This window comes from Caulobacter sp. 05T431, assembly GCF_056665975.1.
Genome location: NZ_JBFTKU010000009.1, coordinates 69,706 through 96,558 on the forward strand (window position 1 = coordinate 69,706; position 26,853 = coordinate 96,558).

30 protein-coding genes are annotated in these 26,853 nt (G+C 68.6%); 10 read left to right on the top strand and 20 right to left on the bottom strand.

Features of this window, described 5'->3' with window-relative positions; translation table 11 throughout:
* Positions 1–38 precede the first annotated feature (38 nt).
* From AC1U89_RS10415 to AC1U89_RS10425, 3 genes are all read left to right on the top strand, one after another.
* On the top strand, positions 39–1,022 hold the full coding sequence (locus tag AC1U89_RS10415; protein ID WP_479899633.1) for a bile acid:sodium symporter family protein: 984 nt from the start codon (positions 39–41) through the stop codon (positions 1,020–1,022).
* Between the two features lie 66 nt (positions 1,023–1,088).
* Positions 1,089–1,841, top strand: coding sequence for an SDR family NAD(P)-dependent oxidoreductase (locus AC1U89_RS10420; RefSeq protein WP_479899634.1), 753 nt, complete (start codon positions 1,089–1,091; stop codon positions 1,839–1,841).
* Positions 1,842–2,126: 285 nt separating this feature from the next.
* Entirely contained in the window at positions 2,127–3,617 is a 1,491-nt protein-coding gene (locus AC1U89_RS10425; RefSeq protein ID WP_479899635.1) for a methyl-accepting chemotaxis protein, read from the top strand.
* Here AC1U89_RS10425 and AC1U89_RS10430 read toward each other — a convergent pair.
* Positions 3,614–4,186, bottom strand: coding sequence for an alpha-ketoglutarate-dependent dioxygenase AlkB (locus tag AC1U89_RS10430; protein ID WP_479899636.1), 573 nt, complete (start codon positions 4,184–4,186; stop codon positions 3,614–3,616). The two genes, AC1U89_RS10425 and AC1U89_RS10430, sit on opposite strands and share 4 nt — an antisense overlap.
* Before the next feature lie 74 nt (positions 4,187–4,260).
* On the opposite strand from AC1U89_RS10430, the gene AC1U89_RS10435 reads away from it, so the two are divergent.
* Positions 4,261–5,163: an NAD(P)/FAD-dependent oxidoreductase gene (locus AC1U89_RS10435; RefSeq protein WP_479899637.1), complete on the top strand. Its 903-nt coding sequence runs from the start codon at positions 4,261–4,263 to the stop codon at positions 5,161–5,163.
* Here AC1U89_RS10435 and der read toward each other — a convergent pair.
* The 14 genes from der to AC1U89_RS10505 form a co-directional block, all read right to left on the bottom strand.
* Positions 5,160–6,929, bottom strand: coding sequence for a ribosome biogenesis GTPase Der (gene der / locus AC1U89_RS10440; protein WP_479899638.1), 1,770 nt, complete (start codon positions 6,927–6,929; stop codon positions 5,160–5,162). The two genes, AC1U89_RS10435 and der, sit on opposite strands and share 4 nt — an antisense overlap.
* 109 nt (positions 6,930–7,038) lie before the next feature.
* Positions 7,039–8,454 (bottom strand): PQQ-like beta-propeller repeat protein, encoded by a 1,416-nt coding sequence (locus AC1U89_RS10445; protein ID WP_479899639.1) that lies wholly within the window; start codon positions 8,452–8,454, stop codon positions 7,039–7,041.
* A gap of 11 nt (positions 8,455–8,465) precedes the next feature.
* Complete coding sequence (locus AC1U89_RS10450) at positions 8,466–9,218, bottom strand: tetratricopeptide repeat protein (protein WP_479899640.1); 753 nt, start codon at positions 9,216–9,218, stop codon at positions 8,466–8,468.
* A gap of 165 nt (positions 9,219–9,383) precedes the next feature.
* Entirely contained in the window at positions 9,384–10,211 is an 828-nt protein-coding gene (panB, locus tag AC1U89_RS10455; RefSeq protein WP_479899723.1) for a 3-methyl-2-oxobutanoate hydroxymethyltransferase, read from the bottom strand.
* Positions 10,212–10,314: 103 nt separating this feature from the next.
* Complete coding sequence (locus AC1U89_RS10460; RefSeq protein WP_479899641.1) at positions 10,315–10,680, bottom strand: hypothetical protein; 366 nt, start codon at positions 10,678–10,680, stop codon at positions 10,315–10,317.
* Complete coding sequence (locus AC1U89_RS10465; RefSeq protein WP_479899642.1) at positions 10,673–11,260, bottom strand: RNA polymerase sigma factor; 588 nt, start codon at positions 11,258–11,260, stop codon at positions 10,673–10,675. Before AC1U89_RS10465 ends, AC1U89_RS10460 begins: the two co-directional genes overlap by 8 nt.
* A gap of 27 nt (positions 11,261–11,287) precedes the next feature.
* On the bottom strand, positions 11,288–11,659 hold the full coding sequence (locus AC1U89_RS10470; protein ID WP_479899643.1) for a DUF6249 domain-containing protein: 372 nt from the start codon (positions 11,657–11,659) through the stop codon (positions 11,288–11,290).
* 184 nt (positions 11,660–11,843) lie between these two features.
* Positions 11,844–12,158, bottom strand: coding sequence for a hypothetical protein (locus AC1U89_RS10475; protein ID WP_479899644.1), 315 nt, complete (start codon positions 12,156–12,158; stop codon positions 11,844–11,846).
* The gene (locus AC1U89_RS10480; protein ID WP_479899645.1) at positions 12,155–12,670 is read right to left on the bottom strand and encodes an RNA polymerase sigma factor; all 516 of its coding nucleotides are present in this window, start codon (positions 12,668–12,670) and stop codon (positions 12,155–12,157) included. The genes AC1U89_RS10475 and AC1U89_RS10480 overlap by 4 nt, the downstream gene beginning before the upstream one ends.
* A complete protein-coding gene (locus AC1U89_RS10485; protein ID WP_479899646.1) occupies positions 12,670–13,101 on the bottom strand; it encodes a hypothetical protein in 432 nt (143 codons plus the stop codon). Before AC1U89_RS10485 ends, AC1U89_RS10480 begins: the two co-directional genes overlap by 1 nt.
* Positions 13,102–13,137: 36 nt before the next feature.
* A complete protein-coding gene (locus AC1U89_RS10490) occupies positions 13,138–13,329 on the bottom strand; it encodes a hypothetical protein (protein WP_479899647.1) in 192 nt (63 codons plus the stop codon).
* A 47-nt stretch (positions 13,330–13,376) separates the two neighbouring features.
* Positions 13,377–14,036, bottom strand: coding sequence for an HAD hydrolase-like protein (locus tag AC1U89_RS10495; protein WP_479899648.1), 660 nt, complete (start codon positions 14,034–14,036; stop codon positions 13,377–13,379).
* Entirely contained in the window at positions 14,037–14,393 is a 357-nt protein-coding gene (locus AC1U89_RS10500; RefSeq protein ID WP_479899649.1) for an ArsC family reductase, read from the bottom strand.
* A gap of 112 nt (positions 14,394–14,505) precedes the next feature.
* A complete protein-coding gene (locus AC1U89_RS10505) occupies positions 14,506–14,949 on the bottom strand; it encodes a MarR family winged helix-turn-helix transcriptional regulator (RefSeq protein ID WP_479899650.1) in 444 nt (147 codons plus the stop codon).
* A gap of 75 nt (positions 14,950–15,024) precedes the next feature.
* Here AC1U89_RS10505 and AC1U89_RS10510 point away from each other — a divergent pair, with 75 nt between their 5' ends.
* Together AC1U89_RS10510 and AC1U89_RS10515 are read left to right on the top strand one after the other, a co-directional pair.
* Complete coding sequence (locus tag AC1U89_RS10510; RefSeq protein ID WP_479899651.1) at positions 15,025–15,765, top strand: DUF899 domain-containing protein; 741 nt, start codon at positions 15,025–15,027, stop codon at positions 15,763–15,765.
* 9 nt (positions 15,766–15,774) lie between these two features.
* Positions 15,775–16,014: a hypothetical protein gene (locus AC1U89_RS10515; protein ID WP_479899652.1), complete on the top strand. Its 240-nt coding sequence runs from the start codon at positions 15,775–15,777 to the stop codon at positions 16,012–16,014.
* Here the strand turns inward: AC1U89_RS10515 and AC1U89_RS10520 are convergent.
* The 3 genes from AC1U89_RS10520 to AC1U89_RS10530 all read right to left on the bottom strand — a co-directional run bounded on the left by AC1U89_RS10520 (position 16,011) and on the right by AC1U89_RS10530 (position 21,074).
* Positions 16,011–16,769: a FadR/GntR family transcriptional regulator gene (locus tag AC1U89_RS10520; RefSeq protein ID WP_479899653.1), complete on the bottom strand. Its 759-nt coding sequence runs from the start codon at positions 16,767–16,769 to the stop codon at positions 16,011–16,013. The two genes, AC1U89_RS10515 and AC1U89_RS10520, sit on opposite strands and share 4 nt — an antisense overlap.
* A gap of 8 nt (positions 16,770–16,777) precedes the next feature.
* The gene (gene uidA / locus AC1U89_RS10525) at positions 16,778–18,724 is read right to left on the bottom strand and encodes a beta-glucuronidase (protein WP_479899654.1); all 1,947 of its coding nucleotides are present in this window, start codon (positions 18,722–18,724) and stop codon (positions 16,778–16,780) included.
* Between the two features lie 127 nt (positions 18,725–18,851).
* Positions 18,852–21,074, bottom strand: coding sequence for a TonB-dependent receptor (locus AC1U89_RS10530; RefSeq protein WP_479899655.1), 2,223 nt, complete (start codon positions 21,072–21,074; stop codon positions 18,852–18,854).
* Between the two features lie 367 nt (positions 21,075–21,441).
* Between AC1U89_RS10530 and manD the strand changes: the two genes are divergently transcribed.
* Positions 21,442–22,653 (top strand): D-mannonate dehydratase ManD, encoded by a 1,212-nt coding sequence (manD, locus tag AC1U89_RS10535; RefSeq protein ID WP_479899656.1) that lies wholly within the window; start codon positions 21,442–21,444, stop codon positions 22,651–22,653.
* Positions 22,654–22,765: 112 nt separating this feature from the next.
* Here the strand turns inward: manD and AC1U89_RS10540 are convergent, their stop codons facing one another.
* On the bottom strand, positions 22,766–23,161 hold the full coding sequence (locus AC1U89_RS10540; protein WP_479899657.1) for a DUF983 domain-containing protein: 396 nt from the start codon (positions 23,159–23,161) through the stop codon (positions 22,766–22,768).
* A gap of 65 nt (positions 23,162–23,226) precedes the next feature.
* Here AC1U89_RS10540 and AC1U89_RS10545 point away from each other — a divergent pair, with 65 nt between their 5' ends.
* Positions 23,227–24,597: an aminotransferase-like domain-containing protein gene (locus AC1U89_RS10545; RefSeq protein ID WP_479899658.1), complete on the top strand. Its 1,371-nt coding sequence runs from the start codon at positions 23,227–23,229 to the stop codon at positions 24,595–24,597.
* A 119-nt stretch (positions 24,598–24,716) separates the two neighbouring features.
* Here AC1U89_RS10545 and AC1U89_RS10550 read toward each other — a convergent pair whose 3' ends face one another.
* A complete protein-coding gene (locus AC1U89_RS10550) occupies positions 24,717–25,286 on the bottom strand; it encodes a 2'-5' RNA ligase family protein (RefSeq protein ID WP_479899659.1) in 570 nt (189 codons plus the stop codon).
* 99 nt (positions 25,287–25,385) lie between these two features.
* Here AC1U89_RS10550 and AC1U89_RS10555 point away from each other — a divergent pair, with 99 nt between their 5' ends.
* Together AC1U89_RS10555 and AC1U89_RS10560 are read left to right on the top strand one after the other, a co-directional pair.
* On the top strand, positions 25,386–25,976 hold the full coding sequence (locus tag AC1U89_RS10555; protein ID WP_337686970.1) for a hypothetical protein: 591 nt from the start codon (positions 25,386–25,388) through the stop codon (positions 25,974–25,976).
* Between the two features lie 74 nt (positions 25,977–26,050).
* Positions 26,051–26,488, top strand: a complete 438-nt coding sequence (locus tag AC1U89_RS10560) for a D-Ala-D-Ala carboxypeptidase family metallohydrolase (RefSeq protein WP_479899660.1) — start codon at positions 26,051–26,053, stop codon at positions 26,486–26,488.
* The last annotated feature ends 365 nt before the right edge of the window (positions 26,489–26,853 follow it).

Consider the following 26,853-nt stretch of genomic DNA (forward strand, 5'->3'; position numbering starts at 1 on the left):
GGTCGTCCGAGGGCGACGACGTTCGAGAGAGTTGCGCCTTGGCCAATCCCGTTTCCGCCCTGCTCGCCAAGCTGAAGATCGACGGCTACATCCTGGCCCTGTTCGGGATGGTGGTGCTGGCCTCGATCCTGCCGGTGCGCGGCGAGGCGGCGACCGTCGTCGGCTGGGTGGTCAAGATCGCCATCGCGGTGCTGTTCTTCCTGCACGGCGCCAAGCTGTCGCGCGAGGCCGTGGTCGCGGGCCTGACCCACTGGCGGCTGCACCTGACGATCCTGGCCTTCACCTTCGTGCTGTTCCCGGCCCTGGGCCTGGCGATCAGCAAGTCCGGCGTGCTCTCCCCCACCCTCTCGGCCGGCATGCTGTTCCTGTGCTGCCTGCCCTCGACCGTGCAGTCGTCGATCGCCTTCACCTCGATCGGTCGGGGCAACATCGCCGCCGCCGTCTGCGCGGCCTCGGCCTCGAACCTGCTGGGCATCTTCCTGACGCCGGTGCTGGTGGGCCTGCTGATGCACGCCCACGGCGACGTGGGCGGCTGGGACTCGATCCAGTCGATCGTCATCCAGCTGCTGGTCCCGTTCGTGGCCGGCCAGATCGTCCGTCCGTGGGTCAAGGGCTGGATCGAGAAGCACAAGGCGCTGGTCGGCCAGGTCGACCGCGGCTCGATCCTGTTGGTGGTCTATTCGGCGTTCAGCGCCGCCGTGGTCGGCGGCATCTGGAAGATCGTCTCGATCCCCGAGCTGTTCCTGCTGCTGGCCGTCTGCTGCGCCCTGCTGGCCGTGGTGATGCTGGCCACCGTCTTCGGCGCGCGGGCCCTGGGCTTCTCCAAGCCCGACGAGGTGGCCATCGTGTTCTGCGGCTCCAAGAAGAGCCTGGCCACCGGCGTGCCGATGGCCGGCATCCTGTTCCCCGGGGCCACGGCGGGCGTCCTGGTCCTGCCGCTGATGCTGTTCCATCAGATCCAGCTGATGGCCTGCTCGGTGATCGCCCAGCGCTACGGCGCGCGGCCGGCCGACGAGGCCTGAACAGGCCGGGCGACTTAAGGGGCTGTTCCGGTTTCCATTTGCCGGCTTAGCCACTAGAACCCGCCCATGATTTCCGACTCCGAAAAGCCGCTGGCCGGCCGCATCGCCCTCGTCACCGGCGCCACCCGCGGCATCGGCGAAGCCATCGCCCTGGGCCTGGCCCAGGCGGGCGCCCACGTCATCGCCCTGGGCCGCACCCAGGGAGCGCTGGAGGCCCTGGACGACGCGATCTTCGCCGCTGCCGGCGAGCACGCCACCCTGGTCCCGCTGGACCTGCGCGAGCCCGACGGCCTGGACCAGCTGGGCGCGGCCCTCTACGAGCGGTTCGGCAAGCTGGACATCCTGGTGGGCGCCGCCGGCGTGCTGGGCGCCCTGACCCCGGTGGGCCACCTTGACCCCAAGGGCTGGGACATGATCATGGCCACCAACCTGACGGCCAACTGGCGGCTGATCCGGGCCATGGACCCGCTGCTGCGCCGCGCCGAGGCCGGTCGGGCCATCTTCCTGACCAGCAGCGTCGCCAAGACCCACCGCGCCTTCTGGGGCGGCTACGCGGCCTCCAAGGCCGGGCTGGAGGCGATCGTCGCCTGCTACGACGACGAGATGGAGAACACCTCCGTGCGCGCCGTCTGCGTCGACCCGGGCGCCATGCGCACCCGCATGCGGGCCGGCGCCTTCCCGGGCGAGGACCCGCAGACCGTGCCCGCCCCGGACACCATCGTCCCGCTGATCGTCGACCTGGCCCGCCCCGACCGCGAGCCGCCCAAGGGCGTCGTGAAGTTCAAGGACCGCGGCCAGGAATCGGCCAGCATCGGTTGAACGACCGCAAGCGATCAGTGATCGCTGTTAACCCATAGGAAGCGCTCCTGGTGGCGCTTCTTTTCGGTGAGCCGTAGGGGCTTCAAAAGTCGATAAGTCGACAAATCGAATAAATTCAATCCCTTGGAATTCCATAGTTTCATCGGATCACGAGATGTTGCGCCAAACTGTCGCGGTGGCGAGGACTGCGTTCGGCGTCAGCGTTAACGCCTCCTCAACCCAGGCGAACGCACGCTTGCCGTGTGGTGCGACCCTCGGTGCGGTTGCACGCGGGGGAGCTTATCGATGTCGCTTTTTTCGCCCAAACGTCCGGACCCGAAGGCGACTGAACGCCTCGCGGACCTTGAGGCCACCGTCGCCGCGATCGACCGCTCGCAGGCGATGATCGAGTTCAAGCTGGACGGTACGATCATCACCGCCAACAAGAACTTCCTCGACACCGTGGGCTACCGGCTGGACGAGATCGTCGGCCGCCACCACAGCATGTTCGTTGATCCGACCTACGGCGCCAGCGCCGAATACAAGGCCTTCTGGGGCAGCCTGGGTCGCGGCGAGTTCTTTTCCGACAAGTTCCAGCGCGTCGGCAAGGGCGGCAAGGACGTCTGGATCCAGGGAAACTACAACCCGATCTTCGACGCCGCCGGCAAGCCCGCCAAGGTCATCAAGTTCGCCGTCGACATCACCGCGGTCGAGCTCGAGCGCATCGAGAACGAAAAGCGCCGCAAGGCCGAAGCCGAGCAGAGCGCCGTCGTCTGTTCGCTGGCCGGCTATCTGAAGCGCCTGGCCGGCGGCGACCTGACCGCCCGGATCACCGAGAACTTCGAAGGCCGCTTCCTGCCCATCAAGGAAGACTACAACGCCGCCGTGGACGCCCTGCGCGCGGCCATCGGCCAGATCGTCGATTCGACCGACGGCCTGCGCGGCGGCGCCGACGAGATCTCGGCCGCCTCCGACGACCTGTCGCGCCGCACCGAGCAGCAGGCCGCCAGCCTCGAAGAAACCGCCGCCGCCCTGGACGAGATCACCGCCACGGTCCGCCGCAGCGCCGTCGGCGCCAAGGAAGCGTCCGACGCCGCGTCCGGGGCCCGGCAAGAGGCCGCGCGCTCGGGCGAGGTGGTGCGCGACGCCGTCGCGGCCATGGGCGAAATCGAGCAGAGCTCGGGCCAAATCACCCAGATCATCGGCGTCATCGACGAGATCGCCTTCCAGACCAACCTTCTGGCCCTGAACGCGGGCGTCGAAGCGGCTCGCGCGGGCGACGCCGGTCGCGGCTTCGCCGTGGTGGCCCAGGAGGTCCGGGCCCTGGCCCAGCGTTCTGCCGAAGCGGCCAAGGAGATCAAGACCCTGATCGCCAACTCGACCTCGCAGGTGGCGCGCGGCGTGCAGCTGGTGGGCGACACCGGCCAGGCGCTGAACGGCATCGTCGGCAAGGTCGCCGAGATCGACACCCTGATCTCCGAGATCGCCCAGTCCTCGCAGGAACAGGCCACGGGCCTGAACCAGGTGAACTCGGCGATCAACCAGATGGACCAGGTCACCCAGCAGAACGCCGCCATGGTCGAGCAGGCCACCGCCGCCGCCGCCAACCTGCGGACCGAGTCCGTCGGCCTGGCCGAGCTGGTGTCGCGCTTCCACACCGGCGAGGCGACGCACCGCCGCGCCGCGCCGGCCGCTCGCCCGCGCGCCGTCGAAACGCCTCGTCCCGCGGCGCGTCCTGTGCCCCAGATGCGGCCGGGCTCCAGCGCCGCCGTCGCGCCGGAGTGGGAAGAGTTCTAGGCCAGGGTCCGGAAGGTGATCGAGTAGCGCAGCGCCTCCACTGGCGGGATGCTGTGCTCCCAGACCGATCGGGCCTCCCTGGCCAGCCCATAGGCCGAGCGGGGCTCCAGGATCAGGGAGCGTCGCGCCCAGCCGCCCTCCTCCCGCGCCCGGCGGAACCGCATCACGGCCGGCGACAGCAGCGAGAAGCCGACCACTTGGCCGAACGCCGGCCGGTCGCGATGCCAGCCGATCGGCGCGCCGGGCGGATATTCGTTGATCAGCGCGTGGACCAAGGCGTCCGGCGTCACGCCCGCCAGGTCGGCGGCCTTCCTTCGCAGGGCCTGCAGGAAATCCGGGATCGGCGGACCGTCGGTCAATCCGCGCGCGTCGTCGTCATAGCGGCGGCCGAAATAGGCCACGCGGCGGCGGGCGCTGTAGCCGCGCATCTCGTAGGCGCGCAGCTCCAGCCGGCCGACCGCCTCGGCTAGATCAGCCTCCTCCGTCGGGGTGATCGCGTCGAGGCGATAGACGAAACCCGGCGGTCCGGGCGGCGGATCGTCGAACAGGCTGGCTTGGCGCGGGTCCATGTCACGGCAAATGGCGTCGGCCGACGCCGTGTTCCAGTGCAACCGTTGGCGGTCTGGCGCGTCTATGGCCGATCATGACTCATGAAAGCCTGGACGCGATCGTCGTCGGAGCCGGTCCGGCCGGCCTGACCGCCGCCCTCTATCTGGGCCGCTTCCGGCGGCGGGTCCTGGTCGTCGACGGCGGCGACAGCCGGGCCGCCTGGATTCCCATCACCCACAACCACCCGGGCTTTCCGGACGGCGTGGCCGGCACGGCGCTGCTCGCGTTGCAGAGGGAGCATGCGCTGCGCTACGGCGCGCTCATCCGGCCCGGCGCGGTCGAAGGCCTGTCGGTCCTGGATGACGGCTTCGCATTGGCGCTGGACGACCAGATCCTCCGCGCGCCCACCGTCCTGCTGGCCTGCGGCGTGGAGGATAACGCCCCCGACTTGCCCCAGGTCGATGAGTCCGTACGCCGGACCCTGCTGCGCATCTGCCCCATCTGCGACGGCTTCGAGGTTACGGGCCAACGGGTCGGGGTGATCGGCCACGGGGCCTTGGGCGCGCGCGAGGCGCTGTTCCTGCGGACCTATGCCGACCAACTGACCCTGATCCACATCGCCGCGCCCGAAGCCCTGCCCGCCGAGGAGCGGGCCCTGCTGGCCCAGGCCGGGGTGGCGGTGATCGAGGCGCCGATCGAGGATGTCGAGCTTCAGCCCGATCGGCCCCGCGCCCTATGCTTCTCGGGTGCGGGACGTGTCGAATTCGACGCGCTCTACAGCGCCCTGGGCGTGAAGCCCCGGACGGGCCTGGCCCTGGCGGCGGGCGCGCGCCATGACGACCAGGGACGGCTGGTGGTGGACGACCACCAGCAGACCTCGATCCCGGGCCTCTACGCGGCCGGCGACATGGTGCGCGGCCTCAACCAGATCACCACGGCGCAGGGCGAGGCGGCGATCGCCGCAACGGCCATGCACAACCGGCTCAAGGGCGGCTAGCGCCCCTTCGGCGGCGCCTTGTTGCCGCGCACGGTGCGGGCGCCCGCCACGGGACGACGGGCGGCGGTCTTGGAGCCGGCCGCCTTGCCGCCGGCGGCCTTGAAGCCGACCTTGTAGCTGGGTGTGGTCGACTTCTTCTGGACTTTGGGCCCCTGCTTCTTGACCGATTTCACGGCGGCCTTGCCGGGCTCGACCGCCGGAACGGCGGCGATCTCGGCCGGCTTGGGCGCCTTGGAGGCCTTCGAGGCGGGCTTGCCCGCGCTCTTGGCGGGCGGCGGGAGGCCGGCGGCTTCCGCGGCGGCGGCCGCGGCGGCCTCGGCCACGCGCACCGACTTCTTGACGGTGTTGCGCGAGGCGCGGATCCGCTCCTTCTCGCGCTCCTTGCGTTCGAACTCCCGCTTGCCCTTGCCCGAGTGGCCCTTGGCCTCGCCTTCGGCGTAGGGATTGGCGCCGGACTTCAGGGTGATGCGCAGCGGCACGCCGGGCAGGTCGAAGCTCTCGCGCAGGCTGTTGATCAGGTAGCGCCGATATTGCTCGGGCATCTGGTCGGCGCGGCTGGAGAACAGCACGAAGGTCGGCGGTCGAGCCTTGGTCTGGGCCATGTACTTGGGCTTGATGCGCTTGCCGCCGACGCTGGGCGGCGGGTGGCGCTGCATGGCCATCTGCAGCCAGTCGTTCAGGTCGCGGGTCTTGACCTTGGTCGACCAGTCCTTGTGGCTCTTCAGCACGGCGGGCATCAGGCGTTCGACGCCCCGCCCCGTTTCGCCCGACAGCGCCACCACGGGCGCGCCGCGCAGCTGGGGCAGCATCCGTTCGGCGTGCTCGTTGAACTCCTTGAGGATCTGGCCGGGGTCCTCGATCAGGTCCCACTTGGCCAGGACGAAGACCACGCAGCGCCCTTCCCGCTCGGCCAGGTCGGCGATCTGCAGGTCCTGGGTCTCGAACGGATGGGTGGCGTCCATCACCAGCAGCACGACCTCGGCGAAGGTCAGCGAGCGGATGGTGTCCTGGGTCGAGAGCTTCTCCAGCTTCTCGTTGACCTTGGCCTTCTTACGCAGGCCGGCGGTGTCGACGAGGCGGACCTTGCGGCCGCCCCAGTCCCAGTCGACCGAGATGGAGTCGCGGGTGATGCCGGCCTCGGGGCCGGTCAGCAGGCGTTGCTCGCCGATCAGGCGGTTGATCAGGGTCGACTTGCCGGCGTTGGGACGGCCGACGATGGCGATCTTGATCGGGTTCTCGTCGCCCAGTTCATCGTGGTCGCTCTGCAGCTCCTCCGGCGCGACGGCCAGCAGGGCGGCGTACAGCTCGGCCATGCCCTCGCCGTGTTCACCGCTGATCTGAATCGGCTCGCCCAGGCCCAGGACGTTGCCCTCGGCCGCGCCGTGGTCGCCGGCCTTGCCCTCGGACTTGTTGGCCGCCACCAGCACCGGCTTGTTCCGGCGGCGCAGGATCTCGGCGAAGATCTTGTCGAGCGGCGTCAGGCCCTCGCGGGCGTCGTAGACCAGCAGGCTGACATCGGCCTCCTCGATCGCCAGCTCGGTCTGGGCGCGCATGCGCGCTTCCAGGCTCTCGTCGGTGACGTCCTCGAAGCCGGCGGTGTCGATCAGCTCCAGATCCAGGTCGCCGAGGCGGCCGTGGGCGAAGCGACGGTCGCGGGTGACGCCGGGCTGGTCGTCGACCAGGGCCAGCTTGCGGCCGGCCAGACGGTTGAACAGGGTCGACTTGCCCACATTGGGGCGACCGACGATGGCGAGTTTCAAAGGCATGGGCTGTGATTAGTCGATTTCGGGGACAAAAGCGACAAACCCGGACCAGCTGAGGCTGGCCCGGGTTCGCATGGCTTGGATTGTGGGTCCGAGCGAGGCTCGGCGACGCCTAGCGGATGGCGATCAGGTCCGCCTCGTCGGTGGCCACATAGACCGTGTCGCCCATGGCGATCGGGCCCAGCAAGGTGCGTTGGCCGATCTTCAGGGTCTTCAGGGTCTCGCCGGTCTTGGGGTTCAGCGCCACGGCCTGGCCTTCGCTCGACACGGTGATCAGGCGGCCCGAGGCCAGGATCGGCGACGACCACAGCAGCGGGTGCTTGGCGCGCTTCTTCTTCTGCTTCTTGCTCAGCTGTTCGGTGTTGTTGAGGTCGCGGATCCAGTAGACCTGACCGGCCTCGCGCGACACGCAGATCACCTGGCCGCTCTTGTCGACCACATAGACCACGTCGCCGGCCGCCCAGGGGCTGGTGATGGCGGTGACCGGTAGGCTCCAGCGGGCCTGGCCCGTGCGCAGGTCGGTGGCGGCGAACACGCCCGAGTGGCTGACGGCGAAGACGTCGCCCTTGAAGATCACCGGACGGCCGGCGATGTCGCGGATTTCCGACAGGGCGTTGGTGCGGCTGGCGCGGCTGAGGGCCTCACTCCACAGATCGTTGCCGTTGGTGGCGCGCAGGGCCACCAGTTCGCCCGAGGCGAAGCCGGCCACCACCGTGTCGCCGCTGATCGCGGGGCTGGTCGCCCCCAGGATGCGGGCCGGCTCGATCAGGGCCTGATAGGTCCAGCCCGGCGCGCCGTCGGCGGCGTTGAAGGTCAGCAGCTCGTTGTCGGTGGAGATCACGAACACCCGGCCGTCGGCGACGGTCGGCGCGGCGTGGATGGGCGTGCTGGTCTGCTGGCGCCAGGCCTCGGCGCCGGTGGCCGCGTCGAGCTGGGCCACGAAGCGGAAGCCCGACGAGACGTAGAGCTTGCCGTTGGCGTAGGCGACGCCGCCGCCGAAGCCGGTCCGGTCGCCGGCGCTGCCGCCCAGGCCCATGAAGCCGTGCTTCTTGCCCGGGGCCTTGGCCGGACGCAGGTCCTTCTTCCAGATGGTCGAGCCGCTGCGGGCGTCGATGGCGACCACGGTCGCCTCGCCGTCCATGACGAAGATCTTGCCGTCGGCGGCCACGGGCGGCGCGGTGACGTGGTACTTGCGGTTGGCCTTCTGGCCGAAGCCCTTGCGCCAGGCGATGTCGAAGTTGGCGGCGGCGGCCACGTGCTCGACCGACTGCTCGGCGTTGCCGCCCGGCAGCGGCCAGTCGGCCTGGACCGTCGGCTCGGGCAGGAAGAAGTCGGAACCCTTCAGGGCTTCGGACGCCTCGACCTTCTGGTCGAAGGCGATGACCGAAATCCGCTGGCCCTGGGTGGCCAGGGTCTTGTTGGCTTCCTTCTTGTCGAAGGGATTGATCTTCGAGATCGTCGAACACCCGGCCACCGACACCGCGGCGGTCATCATCGCGGTGAGAAGCAGATAGCGCTTGGTCGTCATGGGGCGGCGGCTCATTGGGCGGTAGCGGGGGCGACGCCGACGGGCGCGCCGGGCGGCAGGGCGGAGAGAGGCGGCAGGGCCGCGGCGGCCTTGGCGATGGCCGGCAGGTCCTTGGCCGAGCCGGAATCGATCATGGCCATGGCGCCCTGAGCCCGCTCGCGGATCTCGTCCGAGGAGTTGTCGAGCGAGTTGGACAGCACCAGGAAGTCGGCGCGGGCGCCGGCCAGGTCGCCGGCCCGCAGCTTGGCGAAGGCCAGGGCTTCCTTGGCCTGCACACGATAGGGACTCTTCTCGCCCATCAACGGGGTCAGCCTCGCCTCGACGTCCTTGTAGGAAGCCGTGTCGAGGAGCGCCAAGGCGGAATTGAGGCCGGCCAGGTCGGCGAGCACCGGATTGGGCGCAAGCTTGGCAGCTTGGTCGAAATAAGCCACCGCTTCGGCCGTTTTGTTCTGTTCCAGGCGCACGCCGCCCATCTGCAGGAGGGCCAGGGTCTTGTAGGCGGGCGTGCCGGTCTTGGAGATCGCCTCGAACGCCGGGAAGGCCGCGACCGGGCCCTGCTTCTGACCGGTGGTCAGGGCCGCCTGATAGGCTTCGGTGGCCTTGTCGGTCTGGTTCTGCTGATAGCTGGTCCAGCCGATCCAGCCGCCCGTGCCCAGAATCGCCACCGCGGCCAGCGCGCCCACCCAGGGCAGCGACTTCAGCGCGAGGGACTTGTAGCGGTCGGAGCGCAGCTGCTCTTCGACCTCGTCAAACACATCGACCACGAACGAGGCTCCGGTAGGGGCGAAACTGCGCCCTGAGGCATCGACACCGGATCGCTCCGAGAATCGACACGCGAATGAAAACCATGGCGAGCGAACCCACCGAGGCGGCGAACCTATAGCGTGTCCGGGCCAGCCGCAACGGGGCGGAACCGGCCCGCGAGCGCCCTAGACCTTCTTCGCGTAGTAGGTCTCGGCCTCGCCCGGGAAGGTGCGGGCCCTGACGTCGCGCGCATAGTCGGCGGCGGCGCGCTCGATCTCGCCCTTCAGGTCGGCGTAGCGGCGCACGAACTTGGGGGTCCAGTCGAACAGACCCAGCATGTCGTCGACCACCAGCACCTGGCCGTCGCAGCCCGCCGAGGCGCCGATGCCGATGGTCGGGACCGAGACGGCGGCGGTCACTTCGCGGGCCAGGCCCTCGGCCACGCCCTCGACCACGATCGCGAAACAGCCGGCCTCGGCCGTGGCGCGGGCTTCCTCCAGCACCTTCAGCCGCCCGGCCTCGTCCTTGCCCTTGGCCTTGAAGCCGCCGTCCACCAGCACCGCCTGGGGACGCAGGCCGATGTGGCCCATGACCGGGATGCCGCGCTGGACCAGATAGGCGATCGTGGCGGGCACGGTGGAACCGCTCTCGACCTTCACCGCCTGGCAGCCGGTCTCCTTCATGATCCGCACGGCGTTGGCGTAGGCCTCCTCGGGCGCGCCTTCGTACKAGCCGAACGGCATGTCGACGACAACCATGGCCTTGCGCGAGCCGCGCATCACCGCCTGGCCGTGCAGGATCATCATCTCCATGGTCACGCCCACGGTGTTGGGCAGGCCGTGGACGACCATGCCCAGCGAGTCGCCGACCAGCAGCAGGTCGCACGACTCGTCCAGCGCCGCGGCGATCGGCGCGGTGTAGGCCGTCAGGCAGACGATGGGCTCGCCGCCCTTGCGCGCGGCGATGTCTGGGGCCGCCAGTCGACGGACCTTCTCTTCACGGTGGGCGGACAGGACGGGCACTCCAGCGGAAAAAAGCGAGCCGTTTTCCGCCAGAATGTTCGGCGCCGCAACATGATCGTTGAAAACCTGACCGAAACCGCGCCGGGAGCGAGGCCTAGACCTCGTCCATCAGTCGGGTGACGGCGAAGGCCAAAGCTAGACCGGCCAAGGCCACCGCCAGCCACAGGGTCTCCGATCCGCCCAGGGTGAACAGCTGGTCGTAGCGTTGGGTCAGCTTGCCCAGCTGTTGCGCGCCTTCGTGGGACATTTCCGAGAACTCGCCGGAGAACCGCGCGCTGACCAGCTGCGCGGCCGCGGCCACGCCGGCCACGACGCCGGTGGCGCCGATCATCACGCGACGAAGCGCCCAGCCCCGATCCAGCTTGTCGGTCACTTCCTGCGCGAACAGCTCAGCGTCGCGAAACGCCGGGGCCTGGCCGTAGAGGCGCGTCAGCTGGGTTTCGAAATCCAGGTCAGCCATGGCTTTCTCTCCTCGCGGAGTCGTTCGATGCGCTCCCGGACGGCGCGGCCATCCGGGCCCTGAGTTTATCCAGACCACGTTTGACATGGGATTTGACCGTCCCAAGGGGGATGTTCAAGACCTCGGCCGCCTCGGCGTGCGACCAGTCGGCCCCGTAGCAAAGCGAGACGCAGATCCGCTCGGCCTTGGACAGAGACTTGAGGGCTTCGTCCAGGTCGAGGCGGTCGGCCGTCGCGGCGGGACCGTCGGACCCGACCGGGGCCTCCTCCTCGGGAGCCTCGGTCAGCACCAGGCGCGCCTCGCGCTTGACCTTCCGCAGGTAGAGCCGCGCGGCGATCTTCTTGATCCAGCCCGCGAAGGCCCCCTCCCCGCGATATTCGGCGATCTGCTCGTAGCCGACCAGGAACGCGTCCTGGGCGACGTCGTCGGCCGCGGCCGGATCGGCCCCCAGCCGGCGCAGCAGGCCCCGCACGGCCGAGCCGTGGCGGCGCACCAGCTCGCCGAAGGCCCGCCGGTCGCCGGCCGCCGCCAGGGCTGCCAGTTCGACGTCATGGCCGGTGGGTGGGCGTTCAGTGCCCATGAGCTTTGTCCCCTCTCCCCGCAATCGTCAGTCTTGCGGCGGACGCTTGTTGGGGTTGAAGAAGCTGAGGATGACGAAGGCCAGGCCGACAGCGCCAGGAACGGCCGAGCCGGCCAGCGTGCCGTACATCGCGTAGTCATTGATCCGGCCTAGGGCCAGGGCGGTCAGGGCGACGCCTCCAGCGACGAACAGCAGGATCACGCCGATCCGCATATCGCGATGCGCCGAGGAAGCGATCCGCGGACGAACGTCCTTGGAGAGCGCCTCGACCAGTTCCGGAGGTAGCGGCTGTCCCTTCTCGATGGCGGCGCGCACCGTCTGCTGCATTTCGCGACGCTCGCGCGCCCGCAGCCAGGCCGGCACGATCACGATCGCCGCGACCATGAGAAACGGCGACATTGGAATCAGAAATCCAAAGTCCATGACTTCAGTCCCCTCGAATGTTCGGCGGCGGCGTCTCTGCCCTCGCCTTCTGTAAGTAAGAGACCTGGGCCATGCCGTTTGGAGGCGCCGGGTCGGATGAAACTTTCGTAAGGCTTCGCCTTTCGAAGACTTCGACCGATTTCCCGGGGAAATCCAGGGCCTAGCGGCGTACCAGACCCTGGCCGCCCAGCACGACGACGGCCGCCGCCACGGTCAGGATCCCGGCGACCGGAAGCAGGACGGGCGCCAGGGTCTGGACCGCCAGGTCCAGGACCGGCGCGCAGGCCCACAGCACCAGGCCGGCGGCCAGGGCGGTCACGGCGGCCGAGGCCAGCTTGATCCCCAGCTCGCGCCGGCCCACGGCCTGCATCACCTCGGCGACGAACAGTGCGTCGACCGATGGGCGCGCCGAACCGGATCGGACCGGAGCGGCGTCCTCGGACAAGAAGGCGGCCAGGCGTTCGTCGGGGGTCATGACGCGTCTCCCAATACTGACAACAGTCTCTCACGTCCTCGGTTCACATGCGACTTCACCGTGCCCAGCGGCAGGCCCAGGACTTCGGCCGCCTCGCCGTGCGACCAGCCCTGGCCCAGGCACAGGGTGACGCAGGCCCTCTGATCCGGCGGCAGGTCGGACAGGGCCGCCTCCAGGGCCATGCGGTCGGCCGGATCGGCTTGGCGCGGCGCGTCCTGCGCCTGGTCCTCGCGCCAGGCCTCGTCCCGGCGGGCGGCGCGGCGGGCCGAGCGGCTGTGGTCCAGGGCCTTGCGCCAGGCGATGCCGAACAGCCAGGCGCGGAAGCCCTCATCGTCGCGAAGGCGGTTCAGGCCAGACCAAGCCGCCAGGAAGGCCTCCTGGGCGATGTCATCGGCGTCGCCGAAGCCGCTCTTGCGCAGGAAGCCGCGCAAGGATCGCTCGTGCGCCGCCACCAGCCGGGCGAAGGCGGATTGCGACCCGCCCCGCGCGGCCCGGACCAGCGGCGCGTCCATCAGTCCCTCGGGGCCCGATCGACGAGGATCGACACCGCCGACGCGACGGTCAGCGCGCCCATCACGAAGGCCACGATGACGAAGGCTGGGCCGGCCTGGTAGATGTCCGTGATCGACGCGAAGGTGAAGCCCATGCAAAGGCAGCCGAACAGCGCGACACGAGACCAGCTGTTGTGGCGCCGATAGCGGCGACGGTGGCGGCGATGCGCGCGCTCGTCGTCCCCGTCATCGAACTCGTCGCCGTCGTTCCAGCGCTTGTTGAGCTTGGCCAGCAATTCCGGCGGCGGCTCGCGTCCCGACTGGGCGTAGGTCTTGATCAGGTMCAGCGTGTCGCGGTTGGCCTTGTAGGACAACCAGCTCTGATAGGCGCCGAACACGAACCAGCTCAGCGGAAAGATCAGCCACCAGTAGGATCGAAAGAGTTCTTCCATGGTCTTGGTCTCCAGGCGTCCCGGACGCCTTCAGGTTCAGCAGGCGCCGCGGACGCGCAGGCGCGCCACCAGCTCGGCGGGCGGCTCGCGGCCGGCCTCGGCGTAGGATTTCAGCAGGGCCACGGTGTCGCGGCGCGCGCGATAGGCCAGCCAGCTTTGGAAAGCCCCGAACACGATCCAGCCCAGGGGGAACACCAGCCACCAATAAGAGCGGAACAGCTCTTCCATCGGTCTCATCTCCAGATCGACGCGACCCTTCGCGCCGTTTCTGAAGACTAGTCGGCGCCGACCTGCTGATTGGATGCGGCGACCCGCGAAATAATTTCATCCATGGCCGAGAACATCATGGTCGGGCCGTGGTCGGCCAGGGCGCGGCGGGTGGCGTAGCCCCATTCGACGGCCCCGCAGGCCAGGCCCGCCTCGCGCGCGGCCTCGATGTCGCGCGTTTCGTCGCCGATGCACAGCACCCGGTCCTTGGGGATGCGCGCTGCCTTGACCACGGCCTTGAACTTGGCGGCCTTGCCGAAGATCGCCGCCCCGCAGCMGTAGTGATCGACCAGGCCCGCCAGCTCGGCGCCTAGGATCGAGCGGATCGTGGTTTCGGAATTGGAGCTGACGATCGCCAGCCGGAGCCCGGCCGCCGAGAGGGCGCGCAGCAGGTCGCCGGTGCCGGAGAACAGTGGGATGGCGTGGGCCTCGGCGGCCATCATCTTCTTGCCGTGGGCGGCGACCAACGGGACTTTCCACAGCGGCAGGCCCAGATAGGCCATGATCTCGCGGCTGGTGCGGCCGCGGAGCATGGCGATCTCGTCCTCGGTGACCGCCTTGAACTTGAAGCGCTCGGCGAGCGGCCGCACGGCGCGGATGGCCCAGGCCGTGCTGTCGGCCAGCGTGCCGTCGAAATCGAAGATGACCAGATCGATCTGGGCGTCCATTCAGCCCCCCGAACCCATGGCGCGACCATACACGTCTGGCTTGAATCCGACCAGCAGTTGATCGCCCGTCGCAAGAACCGGCCGCTTGATCATCGACGGATGGGCCAGCATCAGGTCGATGGCCTTGGCCTGGTCGATGCCCTGCTTGTCAGCGTCCGGCAGCTTGCGGAAGGTCGTGCCGGCCTTGTTGAGCAGGGTTTCCCAGCCCACGGCCTTGCTCCAGGCCTCCAGGCGCGGACGGTCGATGCCCGTCGTCTTGTAGTCATGGAACGCGTAGGCCACGCCGTGACCGTCCAGCCAGTCCCGCGCCTTCTTCATCGTGTCGCAGGCCTTGATGCCGTAGATCGTGGTCGTCACGCCTGATTGCTCCGTGCGCGTCAGATTCTCGAGTCTGACAGCCTAGAGTTCGCGCGCCATCGGGCAAAACGGAAAAAGACCTGGGTGAACACCCCGGGCGTCCGGATCCTGGTCAGGCCAGGGCCAGCAGCCCCGCGCGCAGGGCGTCGCCGCCTTCCGGCAGGGCCGTCTCGAGCTCGGCGTGGGTCGAGGTCCACACCGGCAGGGCCCGCGCCAGCAGCGACATGCCCGTCGGGGTCAGGGCCAGCCGGCGGTTGCGGCGGTMGTTGGGATCGACGGCCACCGTCAGCAGGCCGCGTCGTTCCAGCGGCTTTAGATTGGCGGTCAGGGTGGTGCGGTCCATGGCCAGCAGGCCCGCCACCGAGCCGATGGTCGGGGGCTCGGGCCGGTTCAGCGACATCAGCAGCGAGAACTGGCCGCTGGTGATCTCGAACGGCCGCAAGGCGTCGTCGAAGCGCCGCGCCAGGGCCCGCGCCGCGCGCTGGGCGTGCAGGCACAAGCAGGTGTCCTTCACATGGAGGGTGGCGGCGTACGGGACCTGAAGGGGCTTTGACACTCTCCAATTATGTTGATATCAACGTTATCTGTCAAGGCCGGAGGCCGGGCGGGCTTACGAACAGGGAGAAGGACGATGGCGAACCCCAAGGTCGCGTCGCGCGAGGAATGGCTGGAAGCGCGCAAGGCGCTGCTGGCCCATGAGAAGGAAGAGACCCGGCTGCGCGATCGCAACGCCGCCGAGCGCCTGGCCCTGCCCTGGGTCAAGATCGACAAGACCTACACGTTCGACACCCCGACCGGCCGCAAGACCCTGGACCAGCTTTTCGACGGCCGAAGCCAGCTGGTGGTCTACCACTTCATGCTGCCGCCCGAGTGGGAAGCCGGCTGCCCGGGTTGCTCGTTCCTGGTCGACCATCTGGACGGAACCCTGCCCCACCTGAACCATCACGACGTGACCCTGATCGCCGTGTCGCGCGCGCCGCTGGACAAGATCGCCGCCTACAAGGCGCGGATGGGCTGGCAATTCCCCTGGGTCTCGTCGTTCGGCGGCGACTTCAACTACGACTTCGGTGTCTCCTTCACGCCGGAGACCGTGGCGGCCGGCGCCACCTACAACTTCGAGCCCGCCAACCCCGACTCGGGCGAGGCCCCGGGCATGAGTTCGTTCTTCAAGGACGAGACCGGCCAGGTGTTCCACACCTATTCCAGCTACGGCCGCGGCGGCGAGGAGCTGATCGGGACCTATATGATCCTCGACCGCGCGCCCCTGGGCCGCAACGAGTCCGGCAACATGGGCGATTGGATGCGCCGGCACGACGAATATGAGGACGCCGCCCCCGCCAAGGCCTGCCACGCCGAAGCGATCCCGGCCTAGGCGTCCGCCATGCTGTGCTGCGCGCTGGGACTGCTGGCTCTGCTGACCGGGGCCTCGGCGCGCGGCCTGCGGGCGCTGCTGGGCGCGTGGCCGGTGGCGATCGTCGCGGGCGGCGCGGCCGCGGCCCTGGCGGTCCTGGTCCCGCAACACCTGGAGCACTATCGCCAGCGGGCCGTGGCCCACGACCGCACGGTGCTGGCCGAGATCGTCGCCGCGCCGCTCTGCTCGGGCCCGCCGACCTTCCGCTAGACGTCGGCCCGGCGCGCCACCTCGCTGCGGCGGGCCTGGATCCGCGCCCTCGCCTCCTCCAGCGCATCGGCCTCGACCACGGCCATCAGGTTGTCGATCACCCGCCCCAGGTGCTCGCGCATCGCCGTGCGCGCCGCGGCCGGATCGCGGGCCTTCAGGGCGTCGAGGATCTCCTGGTGGTCGTTGACCAGAGGCTGGGCCCGCATGCGCCCCGCCCGTTCCAGCAGATCGCGGCAGGCCGGCTGGTAGCGCAGGTCCCACAGGTTCTCGACCATGGCCACCAGCACGCCGTTGCGGCTGGCCTTGGCGATGGCGACGTGGAAGCGCCGGTCGGCCAGGTCGGCCAACGCCCCGAAGTCGTGCTCCTCGGCCATGTCGTGCAGGATGACCGTCAACTCGTCGAGCTGGTCGTCGGTCATCACCGCCGCCGCCAGGGCGCAGGCGTCGCCCTCGATCAGCCGCCGGGCCTCGACCAGCTCGAAGGCGCTGACCTCCAGCCGAGGCGCGGAGACCTCGGGGCGCGGGGCGTCGGCCACATAGACCCCTGCCCCGTGCCGCGCCTCGACCAGGCCTCGCGCCTCCAGGATGATCATCGCCTCGCGGATGGTCGGCCGACTGACCCCGTGGTCGTCGGCCAGGTCGCGCTCGGACGGAAGCCGCTCGCCCGTCGCCCAGCGCCCGTCGCGGATCGAGGCCGCGATGAGGTTGGCGATGTGCTGGCGCAGCTTCCGCGAGTCGGCGACGGGCTCGGTCACGGGAGCGATCAGACCTCGGCCGGCTTGCTCCACAGCGCGCGGGCGCGATGGGCCACCAGCTTGGGCTTCCGCTCGCGGGTGAAGAAGCCTTTGTGGTTCAGCGCCCCGATCCGCATGATGCTCTGCGAGGTGCGGAAATCGGCGAAGGCCCAGGGGTGGGTGCCGAAGATGAACGGGTACTCGCCCAGCACCCGGATATACATCTCGACCATGTCGGCCTGGTATTCCTCGGTCCACATCTCGGGCGGATGGGCGTGCATGCCGGCCACGGCGTCGGCGCCGAACTCCGTGAACATGATTGGCTTGTTCGGATGGCGGGCGCGCAGCTTGGCGACGTCGTTCTTCAGCGCCTCCTCGGCCAGGTCCAGCTGGCCCGACAGCGAGTACCAACCCTGGTAGGAGTTGGTGCAGATCACGTCGCCCAAGGCCTGCCAGTCCATCGAGCCGCCCTGGACGCTGACGATGGTCACCGGCCGGGTGGAGTCCAGTTGCCGGGTCAGGTCGAACAGCGGCGAGAAGAACTTCAGGCCGGTCTCGTTGCCGCCGGGCGGCTCGGGATCGGTCGTGTGGAAGGGCTTCACCAACGGTTCGTTGGCCAGGGACCACATGATCACGCAGGGATGGTTCTTGTCGCGGCGGACCAGCTCGACGATGTCCTGCCGAAGCTGCTTTGAACGGGCTTCCTGGATCTCGGGCGGGTCGGCGAACACCAGGCTGACGGCCGGGGTCTCGTCGATGACCAGCAGGCCATGCTCGTCGGCCAGCATCATCGCCTCCTCGCTGTACGGGTAGTGCGAGGTGCGGAAGCTGTTGCCGCCGATCCATTTCAGCAGTTCGAAGTCGCGGATGATCGAGGGCACGTCCAGGCCGCGGCCGTGGATCGGGAAGTCCTCGTGCTTGCCGAAGCCGCGCAGGAACACTGGCTTGCCGTTCAGCAGCAGCTTGTCGCCCTTGGCCTCGATGGTCCGCACGCCGATCTTGAACGCGTATTCGTCGGACACCGCGCCGTTCTCCAGGCGGATCGTCAGGGTGTAGAGGTGCGGGTCCTCCGGGCTCCAGGGCCGCGCGCCCTTGATCGCCACCACCGTCGAGCCCTTGCCGCCGCTGAGGGTCGCCGAGCCCTTCTGGGCGCCGCTTCCGTCGGAGATCGTCACGCTGGCCTTGCCCGACCAGGCCGCGCTGGCCTCCAGGTCGATCGACACCTTACCGTCCAGGCTGGTCTTCACCGTCACGTCCTTCAGGTGGACGTCGGGCGTCGTGAACAGCAGCACCGGGCGATGGATGCCGGCGTAGGGGAAGAAGTCGTAGGCCGTCTGCGGGAAGTGGACGGTGTGCATGTGCCAGCGCGCGCGGTCGGGCGTGGACGGCACGCGGTCCAGCTGGATCTTGTTCTCGACCAGCACGGTCAGCACGTTGTCGCCGTCCAGCGACACCGCGTCGGTGATGTCGAAGGCGAACGGCAGGTGGCCGCCGACGTGGCCGCCCAGCGGCTTGCCGTTCAGCCAGACCTTGGCGGTGTAGTTCACCGAGCCGAAGCGCAGGTGGATGCGCTGGCCGGCCCAGCCCTTGTCGACGCGGAAATCGGTCTCGTACCAGGCCGAGCCGACATAGTTTCGCACGTCGTCGAAGATGTCGTTCCAGCTGGCCGGCACGGGGATCAGGCGGAAGTCCTTGAGACCCTTCTGCCAGCCTTCGACCTCGCCGACGTCCTTGGGGTCGGTGCGGAAGCGCCAGGTCGCCGCCAGGCTCTTGGTCGAGCGCGTGGCGCTTTCGTGCGGATAGAGGATGCTGGGCGTACCGACGGCGGGACCCGGCTTGGCCGCCTGCGCCTGGGCCTGGCTCGCGCCGGCCGCGACGCCCGCCAGCACCATGCCGCCCGACACGCCGACCATGCTCCTGCGGGTGACCTGCCCCCGCGGGGCCTCGCCGCCGTCCTTGCGCGAATTGTCCGCCATCCGTACGCCCTCGCCTGTTTGAAACGTCTTTTGAAGGTCGACCCTAGCGGCGAATCCCGCCGCCAGGACCAGAAAGAAGAAAGGCGGCGGGCCGAAGCCCGCCGCTCGAGGACCCCGGGAGAAAGTCCTAGTAGGTCAGCGACAGGCGCACGCCCGCATAGCGGTGGAAGTCGCGCGCCGGCTGCAGTTCGGTGACCGTCTGGCTGCCGAAGTTGCCGTACTGGTTGGCGCCGTTCACGCCGTAGCTCTTGTCGAACACGTTGTTGACGAAGGCCACGACCTGCCAGCCGTCGTCCGGCTTGCGGAAGCCGCCCGAGACGTTGACCACGCCATAGGCCTTCTGGACCGTGCCCGGGTCGGTGTTCAGCGAGAAGTTGACCTTGGTCTGATAGGCGTAGGCCGCCGAGAACAGCATCTCGTAGCTGCCGAGCGGCTGGGTGAAGTCCATGCCGGCGTTCAGCTTCCACTTGGGCGCGTTGGGCAGCGTCGCGCCCTTCAGGTCCTGGTACGAGGGCGAGCCGGCGACGCAGCCCTGGGCCGCGGTCTGGCCCGGCCAGCAGGCCGCCTTCGGGAACGAGGTGATCTTGGCGTCGACATAGGCGGCCGAGGCGTTGAACCGCAGCTCGCGAGTAACGATCGCCGTCGCCTCGACCTCCACGCCCTTGGTCAGCACCTTGCCGACATTGGTCAGGCGGAAGTTCTGGGTGCCGCCGATCGTGTCGATGCCTTGGGCCTGGTAGTCGTCGTACTTCACGTGGAAGGCCGTGGCGTTCAGCATCACCCGGTGATCGAGCAGCTGGCTCTTCACCCCGACCTCGAACGACTTGGACTCTTCCGGCGCGATCGGACCGACGTCGGCGCGGGCCTGGTTGAAGCCAGTCGTCAGGTCGTAGGTCTGGCCCTTGTGGCCCGTGGCGTACGAGCCGAACAGCATGACGTCGTCGGTCAGCTGGTGGCGCAGGCCCAGGCGATAGGTCGCCGACTTGTCGCTGTCGCCGCCCGAGAACTTGGCGTTGCCGTTCTGGATGTCGTTGAAATAGTAGCCGATGTCTTCCTTCTGGTAGCGCAGGCCGACGATCGCCGTKGTCTTGGGCAGGAAGGTCCATTCGGCCTGGCCGAACGCCGCCTTGTTCTCCGACGTGRCCATGGCGTACCACTGGGCCAGCGAGAAGACCGGGCCCCGCTTGAAGCTGCGGCGCAGGTCGTTGTCGCCGTAGAACAGGCCAAGGGTATAGCGGAACGGCCCGTCGCCTGGCGACAGCAGGCGGAATTCCTGGGTATTGGCCTTGGCCTTGAAGTAGCCGCCCTGGGAATTCTTGATCCCCGCATAGGACGTGCGGTCGGAGTCCAGCTGGTCGTCCAGGCGGAACTGGTCGTGCGAGGTGATCGAGACCAGGGTGAAGTCCTGGGGCAGGTTGTACTCGACCTTCAGTGACTGGCCGAAGCCTTCGCTCTTGGCGTAGGGCGGCGTGTCGTTGCTGACCGTCAGGTTCTCTTCGCCCGCCACGACGCCCGGCATGGTGACGTTCGAGGTCAGGCCCGGCGTGCCGCGCAGGGTGGCGCCCGGCGTATAGACCCGCATCGTCGCGTCCGAGGTGGCGACGCCGTCGATATAGCTGGCGCCCAGGGTGACCTTCAGGTCCTCGATCGGCCGCCAGACCAGCTTGCCGCGGACCGAGGTCTCGTCGCGGCCGTTGACCTTCTTGCCGTCGTACAGGTTCTTGACGTTGCCGGCGTACTCGCTGCGGCTGGCGCTCAGGCGGAAGCCCAGGGTCTCGCCGATCGGGCCCGACAGGCTGACCGCGCCGCGATATTCGTGGTCGTCGGTGGCCAGGGCGTTGGCCAGGACGCTGAACTGCGGGGTCGGGTCGCGGGTGGTGATGTTGATCAGGCCGGCCGAGGCGCTCTTGCCATACAAGGTGCTCTGCGGGCCGCGCAGCACTTCCACGCGCTCGACGTCGGTCAGGTCGGAGAAGGCCCGGGCCTGGAACGAGACCGGCACGTCGTCCAGCTGGACCGCGACGCTGGGCTCGACGCCGATGCCGTAGGCGAAGGTGCCGATGCCGCGTAGCGCCACCGACGCGTTGATCGGCTGGTCGGCCTGGCGGATGGTCAGGGACGGCGCGACGCGAGAGACGTCGGTGAATTCCTTGACGCCGGCGCTTTCCAGCTGACGGGCGGTGACGACCGAAACCGCCAGGGGCACGTTCTGGACGTTCTCGGCGCGCTTCTGGGCGGTGACGACCACCTCGTCCAGCGCGATGGCGTCGGGCGCGGCCTGGGCGAAGGCCGTGGTGGACATGGCCAGCAGGAGCGCGGGCGTGGACGCGCAGCAGAGCAGCCGCTTCATGGATTTCCCCTCTTCTCGACTTGCTTGGATGGCTTGTTCGCCGTGTCGATGGTCGGGAACCTAACAAGTGGCCAGGACACTTTCAAGATATTCCCCTGGCCTCTCCTACAAATTCAATGACACCGGTTTCCGAAATTTTCGCGATTTCGGCCATGTGACCGTTATATTTGATGAATTTCCATAATGAAGTGTTCGAAAGGTCGCGCGTTGAGCGATGCGTTGTCCGGCGCTCGCTTGACACCGAGGTTGGAAACGACGCAATTGGCCAGGCCACTTTTGAACTCTTTCGCGAATCCTCGGGGGCTCGCGGGAGCGCCCGGCGGCCTTCGACGCCGCGCGCGCCAGTMAGGATTTACGGAAGGCCCGCATGCTGAAAATCATCGACGCCAAGGTCATCGTCACCTGTCCGGGGCGCAACTTCGTCACCCTGAAGATCACCACGTCCGAGGGCGTGTACGGCATCGGCGACGCTACCCTGAACGGGCGCGAACTGGCCGTGGCCAGCTATCTGACCGACCACGTCATCCCCTGCCTGATCGGCCGCGACGCCCACCAGATCGAGGACATCTGGCAGTTCCTCTATCGCGGGGCCTACTGGCGGCGCGGGCCGGTGACGATGTCGGCCATCGCCGCCGTCGACGTGGCGCTGTGGGACATCAAGGCCAAGGTCGCGGGCCTGCCGCTGTACCAGCTGCTGGGCGGGGCCAGCCGCACCGGCGTGATGGTCTACGGCCACGCCAACGGCGCGACGATCGAGGACACGATCAACGAGGCGCTGAACTACAAGGCCATGGGCTACAAGGCGATCCGCCTGCAGACCGGCGTGCCGGGCCTGGCCAGCACCTACGGCGTCTCGGGCGACAAGCTGTTCTACGAGCCGGCCGACGCGGCCCTGCCCACCGAGAACGTCTGGTCGACCAGCAAGTACCTGCCCACCGTGCCCAAGCTGTTCGAGGCGGCCCGCAAGGCGCTGGGCGAGGAGGTGCACCTGCTGCACGACAGCCATCACCGCCTGACGCCCATCGAGGCCGGTCGCCTGGGCAAGGACCTGGAGCCCTATCGCCCGTTCTGGCTGGAGGACGTGACCCCCGCCGAGAACCAGGCCAGCTTCCGCCTGATCCGCCAGCACACCACCACCCCCCTGGCCGTGGGCGAGGTGTTCAGCTCGATCTGGGACTGCAAGCAGCTGATCGACGAGCAGCTGATCGACTACATCCGCACGACCATCGTCCACGCCGGCGGAATCTCGCACCTGAAGCGCATCGCCGGGCTGGCCGAGGTGAACAACGTGCGCACCGGCTTCCACGGCGCCACCGACCTGTCGCCGGTCTGCATGGGCGCGGCCCTGCACTTCGACCTGTGGGTCCCGAACTTCGGCATCCAGGAATATATGCGCCACACGGCCGACACCGACCGGGTCTTCCCGCACGCCTACACCTTCAAGGACGGCGAACTGCATCCCGGCGAAGCGCCCGGCCATGGCGTGGACATCGACGAGGACCTGGCCGCCCAGTTCCCCTACCGCCCCGCCAGTCTGCCGGTGAACCGTCTCGAGGACGGCACCCTGTTCAACTGGTGATCCCGCATGTCCCGTCCGCCTGCCGGACGGGATGACGCGCCGCCTTCGCGCGGCGCGATGGAGGGGATGTCCGCACCGCCCCCGCCGCGGGCGTCCCCTCCCCTTGCCGTTCCTAGCGTTGCTGGACGCTGGAGGCGCCGCCCTCGCTGGCCTTGTGGATGTACTGCTCGGCCACCAGCCAGGCCTTCACGGGGCGCAGCGTGCCCAGGCAGCCGACCAGCAGGGCCGGGAACACGGTGGCGAACTGCACCCACAGCGGCGGGTTCCAGGCGATCACCGCCCAGGCCCAGATCGCGATCACCACGATGCCGACGCCGGTCATGACGAAGAAGGCCGGACCGTCGGCCGGATCGGCGAAGCTGAAATCCAGCCCGCAGCGGTCACAGCGCTTGGCCAGCCGCAGGAAACCACTGAACAGCTTGCCCTCGCCGCAGCGGGGACAGCGGCAGGTCAGACCCGCCTGCAGGCTGGTGGGATTGTCGTAGTGGGTGAGCAAGGGCCGGTCCATACAATGCGCGCCTTGTTGCATACATTATTTTCAGAATGTATGTATCGCGCCATGGAAAAGCAACCATGACCCGCGACCGTCCGACGGCCGGCTGGCTGAGGCATGTCGCCACGGGCGGCGGCCGACCGATCTATCTGGCCCTGGTCGAAGCCCTGGAGACAGCCGTCCGCGACGGCGAGCTGCAGCCGGGCGACCAGCTGCCGCCCCAGCGCGCCGTGGCCGACCAGCTGGGCATAGACTTCACCACGGTGACCCGCGCCTACGGCGCCGCCCGGGCGCGCGGCCTGGTCGAGGGTGCGGTGGGCCGCGGCACCTTCGTGCGCCGCCGGGCTGTGGACGACGAGGCCGGCCTGGTCGACCTGAGCATGAACCTGCCGCCCCCGCCCCAGGGCGTGTCGCTGGCCGCCCTGCTCAAGGAGACGGCCGTCGCGGTCCTGGATCGCACCGACGTGGCGACCCTGATGGCCTATCACGCCGGTCCTGGCGCGCCAGGCCAAAGGGCCGCCGGCGCGGCTTGGCTGGCGCCAGTGCTGGGCGAGATCGCGCCCGAACGGATCGTGGTCTGCCCCGGCGCCCAGTCGGCCCTGACCGCCGTCCTGACCACTCTCGCCAAGCCCGGCGACCGCATCGTCGTCGAGCCCCTGACCTATCCCGGGATCATCGCCCTGGCCGAGCGCCTGGGCGTGAGGCTGGTCGCCTGCCCGGTCGACGATGAAGGATTCCTGCCCGAAGCGCTGGAGCGGCTTTGCGCCGAGGAGCGGCCGGCCGCCATCTATCTGGTCCCGAGCACCCGCAATCCTGTCGCCACGACCATGGGCCTGGCGCGGCGCCGAGCCATCGCGGCCATCGTCGGCGCCGGCGACGCCTGGCTGATCGAGGACGATCCCTACAGCCGGCTGTTCGAAAGCCCCCTGCCCGCCCTGGCCGCCCTGGCGCCGCAACGCACCCTGCACATCGCCACCCTGTCCAAGACCCTGACGCCCGGGCTGCGGACCGCCTTCCTCGCGGCTCCCCATGGGCCCATGGCCGCGCGGATCACCGAGGCTCTTCACGCCACGGCGCTGATGGGATCGCCCCTGACCACGGCCGTCGCCGTGCGCTGGATCCGAGACGGCGCCGCCGAGCGGATCCTGGCGGGCGTCCGGCTGGAGGCCCGCGCCCGCCGCGCCATCGCCGCCGAGCTCCTGCCCGCGGCCCGGGGCGACGCCGAGGGGCTGCATGTCTGGCTGGACCTGCCCGCTGGCCAGGACCCGGCCGGGCTACGCGCCCTGGCCGCCGCGCGCGGCCTGGCCCTGGTCACGGCCGACGCCTTCGCCGCGACGCCCGACGCGCCGGGTGGCCTGCGCATCTCGCTGGGCGGGCCGGCCAAGGCGTCGCTGCTGCGCGAAGCCCTGGGCAATGTCGCCGCCCTGCTGAGACCCAAGGCGATCGTCTGAACCAACAAAAACCCCGGAGCCTGAAGGCTCCGGGGTCAGTTCAAATCAAGGGGGGATACAGCTAGACAATGCGCGAGGCGGCGATTGGTTCAGCTTGAGCGCGAAATTMCTCCGCGGGTTCAGTCCAGCGTCCAGCGCGCCAGCGGAATATGCTCGGTCCGCCCCAGCAGGCTGTGGATCAGGGTGAAACCGCCGACGGTCCATCTGATCGGTTCGATCACCTGCTCGGCGACCAGCCGCCTGTCGTAAAGCATCGTCACGTGCGGGGTGAAGCTCTTGTCCACCCACTTGCCGGCGCCGGCCCGCGCCATCGCCAGGCCCAGGTCGCGCTGGAACGCCTTCAGCGCCTCCAGCCCCTCGCCGCCCTGCAGGACGAACGGATTGTTGCCGCCATTGTGGAAGCTGGCGGCGCGGTCGAAGACCACCTCGAAGGGCGCGGTCGCCATCATCTGAGCCGCTTCACCGGCCATGGCCACGATGTCGCGCCGCACGCCGGCATGGTCGCCCAGATGGTGCAGCGTGATGTGGAACCGCTCGGGCGCCAGCGGTCGCCCGCTCAGGCCGTGCACGGCGCGCAGCGCATCGGCCCGCCGGGCGATGTCGGCCGCCGTCGCCGGGTCGGGGAAGATCGCGAGGAACAGCCGGTCGGTGGCCGGCGGCGCGTCGAAGAGGGAGAACTGGTCGGACACCCCCGCACCCTGCCCGGATTCCGGGGCCGGCGCCACGCCGTCTCGACACGCGAACGGGAGGGGCTAGCGCACAACCGCGCCGAGTGGTCATCTTGCGGGATGCAGGTCGCCCCGCCCACCCACGATCTCCTGGTCCACGCCCGTACGATGATCAGCATCATCATGGGCCTCAGCCTGGCGCGGCTGCTGAACGGCGTTGCCGGCCTGATCCAGCACCCCAAGAAGGAGCACCTGTGGTGGCCACACCTGTGCTGGGTGCTCTACATGATGGTCTCGATCACCGCCTTCTGGTGGTGGCAGTTCCAATTGACCGAACTGCGCGCCCTCACCTTCGAGACCTATCTCTTCCTGATCTCGGAAGCGGCGATGATCTTCCTGCTGTGCAGCGTGATCTTCCCCACCGAGATCAGCGAATACGACGGCTACGGCGACTACTTCATGTCGCGGCGGGCCTGGTTCTTCGGCCTGCTGATCGCCAGCCTCCTGATGGACGTCCTGGACACCCTGCTGAAGGGCGTGGCGCATTTCCTGAGCCTCAGCCCGGAATATCCGATCCGCATCGCCCTGATGGTCGGGCTCAGCCTGGCCGGCTGCTTCATCCGCAACCTGCGCTTCCACACCCTCTTCGCCGGCGGGGCCCTGATCTATTTCGTGATCTATGTCGCCCGCCATTACGGCCACATTCAGTAGGCGCGCCTACAGAAATTCCCGCTTGGATTGTGTCGCGTAACCGCTAACCTCTTGCGGCACCAGGAGGGGCGCTCATGAAACTCAGCGCGCATTTCTCGCTCGAGGAATTCACCATCTCCAGCAAGGCCCTGTCGATGGGCGTGAAGAACGACCCGACGCCGCCGCATCTTGAGAACCTCAAGCGTTTGGCCGAGCGGATGGAGGGTGTCCGGGCGCTGTTCAGCCGGCCGATCGAGATCACCAGCGCCTATCGCAACCCCCAGGTCAACGCCGCGGTCGGGGGTGTGCCCAACTCGGCCCACGCCCTGGGCCACGCCGCCGATTTCCATGTCGACGGCCTCACCGACCTGGACGCGGCCAAGACCATCCGCGATAGCGGGCTGAAGTTCGACCAGCTGATCTACGAGAAGAGCCGCTGCGTGCACATCAGCTTCGATCCCAGGCTGCGCCAGCAGGTGTTGCGCCAGCCCGGCGGACCCGGCTCGACGGTCTATAACGGCCTCGAACCCTAGGCCTCCGATCCCACGGACCGGCATTTCCTGCGGACGGGGGGCGAACCTTCGCCTTCGGGCGTTCAGGAACCGATGGCTTTGGCCCGCATTTCGCGACGGGTGTTCCGCACACGCCTGATCGCAGCGGTTGAAATATAAATTCGAAACTACGGATGCGCGGCGATAAAATATGTGCGTTCTGTTCGCGTGCCTCGTCGCGCGAATCCTGCACAGTGGCTTGCGTGAGACGAACAATCAAAACACAGGACTAAATACGCAAATGCATACGGCTCACGAGATGAGCGAGTGGTCCGCGTTTAGCTTGCACGAATCCATACTCGACGCCGTCGCCGCGAATGTAGCGATCCTGAACGACCAGGGTGAAA